The 12,051-nt window shown below is 42.8% G+C and carries 6 protein-coding genes; 3 read left to right on the forward strand and 3 right to left on the reverse strand.

The window, feature by feature from the left end; all coding sequences use genetic code 11:
* Positions 1-244 precede the first annotated feature (244 nt).
* Genes Q0625_RS08470 through gltX form a run of 3 tightly spaced genes read right to left on the reverse strand, consistent with a single transcriptional unit; the run spans position 245 to position 5,566 of the window.
* Positions 245-3,460, reverse strand: a complete 3,216-nt coding sequence (locus Q0625_RS08470; protein WP_298825821.1) for a UvrD-helicase domain-containing protein — start codon at positions 3,458-3,460, stop codon at positions 245-247.
* A gap of 6 nt (positions 3,461-3,466) precedes the next feature.
* Positions 3,467-4,033: an aminoacyl-tRNA hydrolase gene (pth, locus tag Q0625_RS08475; RefSeq protein WP_298825824.1), complete on the reverse strand. Its 567-nt coding sequence runs from the start codon at positions 4,031-4,033 to the stop codon at positions 3,467-3,469.
* Positions 4,034-4,039: 6 nt separating this feature from the next.
* Positions 4,040-5,566: a glutamate--tRNA ligase gene (gene gltX / locus Q0625_RS08480; RefSeq protein ID WP_298825827.1), complete on the reverse strand. Its 1,527-nt coding sequence runs from the start codon at positions 5,564-5,566 to the stop codon at positions 4,040-4,042.
* Positions 5,567-5,941: 375 nt separating this feature from the next.
* Between gltX and Q0625_RS08485 the strand changes: the two genes are divergently transcribed.
* The 3 genes from Q0625_RS08485 to Q0625_RS08495 all read left to right on the forward strand — a co-directional run bounded on the left by Q0625_RS08485 (position 5,942) and on the right by Q0625_RS08495 (position 11,913).
* Positions 5,942-6,295: a DUF6660 family protein gene (locus tag Q0625_RS08485; protein ID WP_298825830.1), complete on the forward strand. Its 354-nt coding sequence runs from the start codon at positions 5,942-5,944 to the stop codon at positions 6,293-6,295.
* A 96-nt stretch (positions 6,296-6,391) separates the two neighbouring features.
* Positions 6,392-10,723: a CusA/CzcA family heavy metal efflux RND transporter gene (locus tag Q0625_RS08490; RefSeq protein ID WP_298825833.1), complete on the forward strand. Its 4,332-nt coding sequence runs from the start codon at positions 6,392-6,394 to the stop codon at positions 10,721-10,723.
* A 5-nt stretch (positions 10,724-10,728) separates the two neighbouring features.
* Positions 10,729-11,913 carry an efflux RND transporter periplasmic adaptor subunit gene (locus tag Q0625_RS08495; RefSeq protein WP_298825835.1) on the forward strand — a complete coding sequence of 395 codons (1,185 nt, stop codon included), beginning with the start codon at positions 10,729-10,731 and terminating at the stop codon, positions 11,911-11,913.
* Positions 11,914-12,051 lie beyond the last annotated feature (138 nt).

The following is a 12,051-nucleotide window of genomic DNA, read 5'->3' on the forward strand; positions in this document are numbered from 1 at the left end:
CAGTTGGTAGAGCGTCAGCCTTCCAAGCTGAATGTCGCGAGTTCGAACCTCGTCTTCCGCTCTGCAAAAGAAATCCTTGATGATAACATCAAGGATTTTTTACTTTATAGGACTGCAAGACTTATAGTAGACATGAGCTGCAAACTCTATTGTTGTAGGCACGAACTGCAAACTCTATTTATAGTAGGCACGAGTTGCAAACTCGCGCCAGCGGGGAGGTTTTAAGACGCAATAAATTGCGTCTCTACAGGGGTTTTACGGTAATCTGCTGATTGATAAACACCAAAAAAGATTTCTCTACTTTCCAGCCTGTTTGTTCGAGAGTTTGTGTATATCTCCTTATTTGGGTTTCGTACTGGGGATGGTCTTCTCCCGTCTTATAATCAATGATAACGGCGGTACCTCTATTGGGATCATACGCCACACGGTCAGGACGTAGGTACTCCCCTACTATATCTAACCATTCCCGCTCGTTATAAATAACATAATCCGCCGTATAATAATCCTTTAGTAAAGGGTGTGAAGTAAGTTGCTGCAATTGCTGCTTAAGCAGTGGGAGTTGTTGCTGAGTGATACGACCCTCCCCAAAGAACTGTTGTAATACTTGGGGGATATCGTCCCTAGTAGTGAGTTGTCCCAATAACTCATGCAAGAGCGTACCTCGTGCTATCGCCCCTTCTCTCTGGGTATTCCACATGGATCCTGCACGAGTTACAATTGTATAAGAAGGTGTAATCGTTGCTCTTTGCTTGAAGGGAATATAATGAGTTTCCTTTAGAGGGGGAATGTCAATAGGTACTATTTTTCCAAAAGTATAACGCAGTTCCTCCTCATTCCATTTTTGTTTTTCCTGCAAATAAATCTTTAATATTTCAGAAAGGGTGCTGATTTTTTCTTCTTTCTTCTCTCTAGGCAAATCACAGAGTATATAGAGCAAATCTTTAGGACGTGTCATAGCCACATACATGGTATTGATCGTATCGAGAAGCTCCATTTGGCTCTGTTGGAGTACAATATCGGCATCTATTTTTTCCAAACCACTATAATCATCTATCAACAAATGTTCAAAACCATGATATTGTTCCTTAGGTACACGTATCCAAAGTGTATCCTTAGCTGAGCGTAACTTGTCATTGACTTTTGTATAGATAACTACAGGAAATTCCAACCCCTTACTCTTATGAATGGTCATGATGGATATCGCATTAACTCCCTCTGGAGCACTAATAGCCAACTTATCTTTCTTTTCCTCCCAGTAAGTAAGAAAATCAGCAACGTTACCATTGCGCACGCTCTTATATTCGTATATTACGTTAAGGAATTGCGCCAAATAAGCATCCGAAGGTTTTGCCAAATCAAATATTCTTATCGCATAACCAATGCCTTCGTAAAAAGAATACAAGTGAAAATGTGACAAGGAGAATCCCATAGCCGAAAAGAAATCCTCCACGGGCTTATGAGCATACTGATTCATAAAAGTATGAATATCGGTGATATGTTTTACCTTGGTATAAGAAAAGAGCAATTCTATTTTTTCCTTTTCATTCCCCTGATAGAGAGAAATAGAAATTAAGTGTATCAAGAATTGTATTTCTGGTATATTTTTGAGCAATAAAGCCTCAGAAGAGATAACATTATAACCTTTTTCAGATAATTTTCCAGCTATTTCAATACATTCTACATTCCTTCGAGAGAGTATACAAATATCTTTATCCAAGTATCCATTACTTTTTGCTTCTTTTATATACCCTTCAATAGTTTCTATATAAATATCTTCGTTATCTAGTGTATTTTCATCCTCTATTGCTTCTGATTCGGTATCTTCTGAATCTTTTTTATTCTTTTTATCTACAAATTCTATACTTACAAAACCTTTTTGCTGCTCTCTTTCAGGCGTTTTCTGTATTGCATTGCGATATAACTCATCATACCTATATTCTCCACTATTGTTGAACAACAAAGGAGAAGATGCGATAAAGTGGAAGAAATCATTATTGAAGTCAATCACTTCTCTTCGGCTACGGTAGTTATAGGCAAGATTCTGTACCTCTTGCGCTATATGGAAAGGAATTTTTTCCTTGTTATACAGCTCCATAAACTGTTCTGCCCTACCCCCTCGCCAGCGGTAAATGGATTGCTTAGCATCCCCTACTATAAGCAAAGACCCTTGTTGCTTGCTAAGGTTTTCGCTATGTACTGCATCAGCAATCAAGGGCAACATATTTTCCCACTGCAATGTAGAGGTATCCTGAAATTCGTCTATAAAGTAGTGCTGGTAACGGGTACCTATTTTTTCATAGATAAAAGGTGAAGGCTCCTCTATAATCGTTTGATGAATAATGCTATTAAACTCTGAAATCGGCAATATGTTCTCTTCCTCCTTAATCGCTAGAATCTCCTCTTGCAAGCTTTTGAGTACTGCCAAAAGGGTTACATTCTTTATTAGATGCTTATAAAACTGTTCCCACCAATAGCTTTTTTCTATGGAATGAAGCAAATCGGCTATCCATGGTTGTTTTTCATCTAATAATTGAGCCAGTGCAGGTTCACTCTTTAGAAGGGACTTAGGATAGAGAGGTTTATCAGCCGCATCTACAAACCAATTTCGAGTAAAAGCTGCTTTTTCTATGGCATAAACTCCATTTCTTTTTATTTTCTCAAAGAAATTATACAGAGAACCTCGAGAGAAATGAGCGGAAGTGATAGCCTGCTGCTGAGTGAAGGTAAAAAAATCCTTGACCGCTGCGCCCACTGCTGCATATAAGTCCTTGCGTTGCTGTTTTAGATCCTCCTTAAGCTGTTGAAAATCGGTTAGTTGCTTTCCTTCCAATTCTCTTATATAGGCATAATGATTTTCATTGGTCAGCAGCTTAGAAATCTCGAAGAGTTCTGTGGCTATATCCCAATCCTTATCCTCTTCTATCTTGTCGCGAGAGAACTCCAAGAGGAGCTTGGTCAAGAGTTGGTTTTCGTTAGTCTTCTTGAACAAGTTTTCTATCGCCAAGCGCAAGAGATCATCGGTTTCCAAAAAGACCTCAAAGTTAGGATTGAGCTTCAGGTCAAAGGCAAAAGAGCGTATCAATCGCTGGTTAAAACCATCAATAGTTGTTATGGTAAATCCCGCATAGTTGTGTAGTATATGCCTAAGCACCTTTTGCGAACGTTCCTGTAACTCCTTGGGAGAGAGTTGTAATTCTTCCGCTAGCTGGAGGAACATCACATCTTCTGACGCTTTTTTTCCTCCCTCTTCTACTTCGTTGTCAGGCGTAGCGAAAAGAAGTAACTGATTGATTACCCGTTCCTTCATCTCATTGACCGCCTTATTGGTAAAGGTGATCGCCAAGAGTGTTTTGTAGGCCTCCACATTCTTGGTAGCCAAAATAAGCTCTAGGAAGGACTTTACCAAAGTAAAGGTCTTCCCACTGCCCGCTGAAGCATTATAGATTTGGATATTAGCCATAGGCTTCTATTTATTATTGTATAGGTTCATGGTGGTATCTGCCCCCGCTAAACCAAAAGAGAGAATCGCCTCACTGATTTTCTCCAATCTCTCAGGAAGCAAGGCAACTTCTTCCTCGCTCCAACGACCTAAGACATAATCTATCTGAGTACCCTTGGCGTAATTGGCACTGATACCAAAACGCAAGCGTGCATAAGTAGTTGTTTGGAGTTCCTCTTGTATATTCTTAAAGCCATTATGTCCTCCATCAGAGCCTTTTTTCTTGATACGAATACTTCCGAAAGGCAAATTCAGGTCATCGGCAATCACTAGAAGATTCTCTATTGGGATTTTTTCCTTATCCAACCAGTATTTTATTGCTTTTCCGCTTAGGTTCATAAAGGTAGAAGGCTTTAAAAGGATAAAAGTACGCCCTTTGTGAGAGAAAGTAGCCATATCACCCAAGCGTACAGTGGTAAATTCCACCTCCTTTTGCTTGGCTAAGTCCTCCACTGCTAGAAAACCAATGTTATGACGTGTATAACGGTATTCCTCCCCTATGTTTCCTAAACCTACAATGAGATATTTTTTCATAACTTACTACTCCTTAGGATATTGTACAAGATGTTGCAGGCGACGTACTGCCTCTTCACGCCCTAAGATTGCGATGATAGAGAATACATCAGGCCCCTTCATCTCCCCTACCAAAGAAAGGCGAATGAGTGGCATTACTTGTCCTAGAGCGAGATTATTTTGGGTGATAAAATCCTTGATTTGTGTCTCTATATGATGAGGTGTAAGGTCGGTAAGACCTTCTACAACTCCTATCAACTGCTTCACTATCTCAGCCGAATTTTCCTTCCACTGTTTCTTAAGGGCTTTAGCCTCATACTGGGTAGGTGCTTCAAAGAAGAAGTGTGCCAAGTCCCAGAAGTCAGTAAGGAAAGTGGCACGCTCACGTATCAATGCTACTATATCCAAAAGTTTTTCCTTGGAAACATTTATACCCTTTTCAGCCAAGATCGGAGAGAAATCCTCCACCAAAGTGGCTACGGGTATTTTTTGTAAATATTGGTGATTGAACCACTTAATTTTTTCTATATCAAAGTGAGCCCCCGCCTTATTGACTTTTTCCAAATCAAAGAGCGCTATAAGCTCCTCTACCGAGAAGAGTTCTTGCTCTACCCCTGGATTCCAGCCCAATAGTGCCAAGAAGTTCACTAAGGCTTCAGGCAAGTAGCCTCCTTCGCGGTAGCCCTTAGAGATATTTTTGCTCACTGGATCCACCCATTCCAAAGGGAATACAGGGAAGCCCATTTTGTCTCCATCACGCTTGCTAAGCTTTCCATTGCCCATACCTGCTGGCTTAAGGATCAATGGCAGATGGGCAAACTGAGGTGCCTGCCAGCCAAAAGCCCTGTACATCAGTACATGGAGTGCCATGGAGGGTAACCACTCCTCTCCACGGATTACATGAGTAATCTCCATAAGGTGGTCATCTACGATATTCGCCAAGTGATAAGTAGGCATACCGTCGGACTTGAAGAGTACCTTGTCATCCAAGAGCTTAGTATCTACCACTACCTCACCACGAATCAGGTCGTGTAGGGTAAGAGTTTCCTGTGGCATCTTAAATCGTACCACATAAGGCATCCCTTCTTCTATACGCTTTTTTACCTCCTCTGGGGAAAGGGAGAAAGCATTGTTGAGCTTTTCGCGGTTGTGCCAATTGTATATAAAGGTTTCTCCACGTTCTTCATAGGCTTTGCGCTGCACATCCAATTCTTCCGCTGTATCAAAGGCATAGTACGCCTCACCCTTGTCCAAAAGCAACTGGGCATACTCGGCATAGATTGCCTTGCGCTCACTCTGGCGATAGGGGGCGTGAGGGCCTCCCTCCTTACCCACGCCTTCGTCATAGGTAATCCCGCACCATTGGAGGGCTTCCATAATATATGCCTCGGCTCCTTCCACATAGCGCACTTGGTCTGTATCCTCAATACGCAAGAGGAAATCTCCCCCATGTTTTTTAGCAAATAAATAGTTAAAGAGGGCAGTACGTAGCCCTCCTATATGTAACGGTCCTGTAGGACTGGGTGCAAAGCGCACCCGTACGCTCTTAGCCATAACTGTTGTTTGTTTATCAAAGTGCAAAAATACGAATTAATTGGCAAATTTGCTAATTTGTCAATTAGCAAATTAATTCGTAATTTTGCAGGAAAATTGAAACTACTTATATAATCTATTTTAAATAAAGAAGATACAGGAATTACAAGAAGATTAGGTAATGATTTAGTAATAGCTCTTATTTCATTTGATTACACCTATTTTCTTAGTAACTTCTAGGTGCAAAGGTACAACATCTTGACAATATAACCAAAAAAATTTACCTTTGCACCCGCAGACGTGCGTTGCTGCACGTCTGCGTGGAGCTGGTAATGTGTCAGATGTGTTATTTTAATTATGTAGTAGAATGCGACAAAATCAAAAAATTTTGTCAGATTGAAAAAAAAATGTATCTTTGCCCCCAATATGAAATATTTCACTTTTATATTTAGTTTATATCTGCTGGTGCTCACAGGAGTTCCCTGTGCTGATATGCCTATATATGAAGGTGAAAACACTGCTTTTCGATTAGTAGCTACGCCTGATGATACTCCTTCGCATCTTCACTTAGATGTTTGTTCCCCTTTCTGCGTATGCACTTGCTGTCAGGTGCTTGTGGACAGCTTTTCCTTCAATACTTTCACTATAGAAGCACCTATAGTAACTATTCACCCTCATAGCCTCCCCCTCTATACCGAGGTGTGGGTATCGGCTTACTATGGTAATATCTGGACGCCTCCTAAAGTATAATCTATCTTTATTGTTTAGTTAGTACCCGCTAATATTTTTGCTTTGAGAATTATTCTTGAGGCATTCTTCCTATTTATTCACACTTAAAGAAAGATTATGTTAGATAAAATTATTAAATTCAGCATCAAGAACAAGTTTCTTGTAGGCTTGATGACTCTTGCCCTTATCATTTGGGGTGTATGGAGTGCTATGAGGCTCCCCATTGATGCCGTTCCCGATATTACCAACAACCAAGTACAGATTATCACTTCTACGCCTACTCTTGCCTCGCAGGAAGTGGAGCAACTCGTTACTTTCCCTATAGAACAAGCTATAGCCAATATTCCTGGGCTGGAAGAGACACGCAGTATTTCGCGCTTTGGACTCTCGGTGATTACTGCCGTTTTTAGCGAAGATATGGACATCTACTTTGCCCGTCAGTTAGTCAATGAAAAACTCAAAGAAGCGCAGGAGCAAATCCCCAAGGGAATAGGCACCCCCGAACTTTCGCCCGTGAGTACAGGACTGGGGGAGGTATATCAGTATATTATTCGCCCTAAAGAGCAGAGCAAAAACAAATATTCAGCCAAAGACCTCCGCACTATGCAGGATTGGATTGTGGCGCGTCAGCTATATGGTACCAAAGGCATTGCCGAAATCAATAGTTTTGGGGGAGAGCTCAAACAATATGAGGTGGTTATAGACCCTAACCGCTTGCGTGCTATGGGGGTGAGTGTGAGCGACCTCTTCACCGCCTTAGAACAGAACAACCAAAATACGGGAGGTGCTTATATAGACAAGCGCCCTAATGCATATTTTATACGTGGGATAGGTGTGGCTACCTCTCTCACCGATATAGGCAATATCGCTATAGGCAAACATACACCACCTTTGTTTATCAAAGATGTGGCTGAAGTGCGCTTAGGGAGTGCCATTCGTTATGGGGCTCTTACCTACAATGGCGAAGTAGATGCCGTAGGTGGGGTAGTGATGATGCTCAAAGGTGAAAACAGCCACGAGGTAGTTAGCCGTATTAAAGAAAAACTACCCACTATACAACAATCCTTGCCTGACGATGTAGTAATAGAACCTTTCTTAGACCGCACCGACCTAGTGCAACGCGCTATTCACACGGTAGAGAAAAACCTCTTAGAGGGGGCACTGATTGTCATCTTCGTTTTGGTACTCTTCTTAGGCAACTTGAGAGCAGGACTGATTGTAGCTACTGCCATTCCACTTTCTTTGCTCTTTGCCTTAGGAATGATGAACCTCTTTCGGGTAAGTGCGAACCTGATGAGCTTGGGGGCAATAGACTTCGGAATTATCGTTGATGGGTCGGTTATCGTGGTAGAAGCAGTGATGCACCACTTGGCGATCCGAAAGAACCACCAACGACTTACCCAAGCACAAATGGATGAGGAGGTATTCCATTCCGCTTCCAAAATACGCAGTAGTGCCGCCTTCGGAGAGATTATCATCCTGATGGTGTATATTCCCATTCTTACCTTGGTAGGAGTAGAGGGCAAGATGTTCCGCCCTATGGCACAAACCGTCGTCTTTGCTATTTTGGGTGCCCTGATCCTTTCCCTGACTTATATCCCTGCCATGAGCGCTTTGCTCCTACCTAAAACAGTAAGTGACAAGCGCAGTTTTGCCGAGCGAATGATAAGCTGGCTCTACCGTCACTACCAACCGCTCTTTGTCCGTTCTATCCGCCTTAGGGGATGGATAATAGGCAGTACCGTGGTACTGTTCGTTCTTGCGGTAGGCATTTTCAGCCGTATGGGAGGTGAGTTTATTCCACAACTACAAGAAGGCGATTTTGTTTTTGAATGTATTCTGCCACCGGGCACTTCCCTGAAGCAGAGCTTGGAGACTTCCATGCAGGCCTCTCGCCTGATTCGTGAGTTCGACGAGGTGAAAATGGTGATAGGCAAAACAGGTTCTGCCGAAATACCTACCGACCCTATGCCGCTGGAAGCCTCCGATATTGTGATCGTACTCAAGAGCCAAGACCAATGGAAAAGTGGTCGCTCCTATGAGGAATTAGGAGATGCCATCATTGAGCGGCTCAAGGATATTCCTGGGGTCTTCTTTGAGAAAAGCCAGCCTATACAAATGCGTTTCAACGAATTGATGACAGGTGTCAGACAGGATGTAACGATAAAAATCTTTGGAGAAAACATGGATACCCTCGCCCACTACGCCCAAAGAGTAAGCCAACTTATCCAGAAAACAGAAGGTGCTACCGCCCCACAGGTCGAAAAAGTAAGCGGACTTCCGCAAATCAATGTTACTTACGACCGTGTGCGTTTGGCCAACTACGGACTTTCGGTGCAAGAGGTCAATGAGGTACTCAGTACCGCCTTTGCTGGTAAGAAGGCTGGGGTTGTCTTCGAGAACGAACGAAGGTTCGACCTTGTGGTACGCCTCGATAGCCTCCATCGTACCGGAATTGACGATGTACAGCATATGATGGTAGCTACCGAAAATGGGCAGGTGCCGATGAGCCAATTGGCCACTATCAAATATGAATTAGGCCCCGCACAAGTAAGCCGTGAAGCAGGCAAGCGCCGTATCGTCATTGGCTTCAACGTGCAAGGGCGCGATGTGCAGAGTGTGGTGAGTGATATAGAACAAAAATTAAAGGGCGTAAAGCTCCCTACGGGCTATTACTTTACCTATGGCGGTCAGTTCGAAAACCTACAAAAAGCCACCGATAGGCTCCTTATTGCCGTACCGGTAGCCCTACTTTTAATATTTTTCTTGTTATACCTTGCTTTCCACTCTATAAAACAATCCTTACTCATCTTTAGTGCTATCCCGATGAGTGCCATTGGGGGCGTATTTGCCTTGCTTCTTCGGGGAATGCCTTTTAGTATTAGTGCGGGTATTGGTTTTATCGCGCTCTTTGGGGTAGCAGTGCTCAACGGTATAGTGCTTATTGGCACTTTCAACCAGCTGAAAAAAGAAGGAATGACCAACCTTTTGCATCACGTGATTACGGGTACCGAAATGCGTTTGCGCCCCGTGCTAATGACGGCTATGGTGGCGAGCTTAGGTTTCCTACCTATGGCACTCAGTCAAGGAGCAGGAGCAGAAGTACAACGCCCCTTAGCTACAGTGGTTATTGGGGGGTTAGTATCGGCTACCTTCCTCACCCTCTTCGTGCTTCCATTGCTTTACATCGCTTTCAATAGTACCTTTTCTTGGCGCCGTCCTTCAGCTAAAGTACTCACGATAGCCCTATTGCTTATCAGTCCTATAGCGCTACACGCTCAGCAGTCTTACTCGCTACAAGAAATAGAGCAAATAGCCCTTAAGAACAATGGAGTGATTAAGGCAGCACAACTCAAGCTACAAGGAGCAAGTGCTAAAGAGCGAACCTCTTTTGAATTGGCTAAAACAGACTTTACAGGGCAATACGGGCAGTACAGCAGTGCTGAAAAAGACCTTTCAGTAGGTGTATCACAATCTATTCCTTTGCCTACAGTATTTGCTGCTCGCAAAAAGCTCTATCAAGCAGAGACACAATTACAACAAGGGCAATTAGCCCTTCAGCAGAATGAACTGAAGCGGCAAGTGCGCAACGCATATCAGCAATTGCAATATTTGACTTTTAAAGAGGAACAGCTCTTGCAGCTTGATAGTCTCTACAATAATTTTATTCGCATTGCTGAAGTACGCTATAAAGCAGGGGATACCAAGAAGATAGATATTAACACTGCCCAAGTGAAGAAAGGAGAAATAAGTTTGTTACTTCAACAGAACAAAACTATACAACAAGCTACCTATCGCAACTTGCGTACGTTAATGCAAACAGAAGAAGCATTTACCATTACCAAGTCGCCCGTGTATGAGCCTTTGTTACTCAGTGAGCCTTCGGATGTACAACTCTCTCAGCACCCTTTGGTACAACTCAGCTATCAAGAAGCAAACATAGCTGAGCACAACAAACGTCTAGAGCGTGCCCAAGCCCTGCCCGACCTTACATTGGGCTATACCAATCAGTCTCTTATAGGAATGCTAACCATTGGAGGGGTAGAGACCTATACTGATAGAAGTAAACGTTTTCACTTTGCCACCATAGGGCTTTCAGTTCCTATTTTTACCGCTACCCGTGCCAAGGTGAAAGCTTATAAATATCAGAAAGAAGCTGCTATAGAAGCAGCTCAACAAACAGAAAAACAGCTTAAAACTCAATGGATAAATCTGCAAGAGGAATACCAACTGAATTTGCAAAAATATCAGTTTTACAAACAAGAAGCGCTACCTGAAGCCGAGCGCATTATCCGAGCCAATCAGTTAGGGTATAGCGCAGGTGAAATAAGCTATGTGGAGTACCTTTACACCCTACAGACAGCCGTAGATACCCGCTTGGCATACCTTGAGAGTATCGAGGCGCTTAATCAAAAAGTAATAGAAATACAATCCCTTTTAAACCAGTAAAACAAATGAAAAAATATAGTATAAAAATCGCTTTTATCCTTATAGGAATTAGTCTATCAGCCTGCAATGGCACTCCTACAACTACCAATAATCAAAAGCTCGAAGAGCGCGAAGAACACCACGAAGAAGGGGGCAACCTCACCACCCTTACCCAAGCTCAAATCCAAACTGTAGATATTCGTTTGGGACATATAGAAGAAAAAGCTCTTGCCGCTACCCTCAAAGCCAATGGAATACTGAGCGTGCCTGCCGACCATCAGGCGAAGGTATCGACTGTATATGCGGGGATTATCAAGAGCGTAAAGGTAGAGATAGGCAGTTATGTGCAAAAAGGGCAAGTAATCGCTACTGTTTCTAACCCAGAATTCTTGCAACAACAACAGCGCTTGCTCACCGTTAATGGTCAGATAGAACTTGCTAAACAAGAACTTGACCGTCAGCAAACCCTCTATGAAGGGAATGCTGGTACTGGTAAGAACCTACAAGCCGCTACTACTCAGCTACGCACTCTCCGTACCGAAAAAGCTTCGCTTGAAGAACAAATACGCCTAATGGGCTTAAACCCTCAAACACTCACCGATAAGGGAATGCAATCTACTTTGGCGATAGTGGCTCCTATTAGTGGGAATATCAGTGCGGTATATACTAACAAAGGGGCTTATATAGATGCCTCCACCCCTATTGTGGAAATCATCGACAACAGTTCGCTACACCTGCACTTGCAAGTGTATGAGCGTGACTTGCCTTACATTAAGGTAGGACAACAAGTGCACTTCAACCCTACCAATAACACCTCTCGCGAATATGATGCCCAAGTGTATAACATTGCGGCTTCGTTTGAAAACGAAAGCAAAAGCATCATTGTACATTGCCACGTAGAGGGTGACAAACAAGGGCTCATCAATGGAATGAATGTAACAGGGGTTATCAGTCTTGACAAACAAACGACCCCTGCTGTACCTAACGAGGCTATCGTAGAGGATGCTGGTAAATCCTACATTTTTCTGGTAACCCAAACTTCGGATAAAGAAACCTCTTTTGAGAAAGTGGAGGTAGTAAAAGGAGCTTCCGAAAGTGGGTATACTGCCATTGCCCCTGTAAAACCTATAGCCCCCGAACAGACTATTGCCACCAAAGGAGCATTCTTTATCAACGCTACCTTAGTAAATGCTGGAAAAGATAGTGATTAGAATTGGTAATGTATCGGATATATTATTAAAATTTTATTACATTAGAAATACAATAAAAATATAAAAGTAAAAAACCACGACTTCGGAGTGTGTTTTAAGCTCCCTGCAAGGGCAAGTGGTTTTGAGGTGCCTACACGC

Source organism: uncultured Capnocytophaga sp. (assembly GCF_938029845.1).
In the GTDB taxonomy this organism is placed as follows: domain Bacteria; phylum Bacteroidota; class Bacteroidia; order Flavobacteriales; family Flavobacteriaceae; genus Capnocytophaga.

Coding starts and splice junctions, on each gene's coding strand:
- Q0625_RS08470 (WP_298825821.1), bottom strand. CDS start 3,460: ATGGCTAATATCCAAATCTATAATGCTTCAGCGGGCAGTGGGAAGACC.
- pth (WP_298825824.1), bottom strand. CDS start 4,033: ATGAAAAAATATCTCATTGTAGGTTTAGGAAACATAGGGGAGGAATAC.
- gltX (WP_298825827.1), bottom strand. CDS start 5,566: ATGGCTAAGAGCGTACGGGTGCGCTTTGCACCCAGTCCTACAGGACCG.
- Q0625_RS08490 (WP_298825833.1), top strand. CDS start 6,392: ATGTTAGATAAAATTATTAAATTCAGCATCAAGAACAAGTTTCTTGTA.
- Q0625_RS08495 (WP_298825835.1), top strand. CDS start 10,729: ATGAAAAAATATAGTATAAAAATCGCTTTTATCCTTATAGGAATTAGT.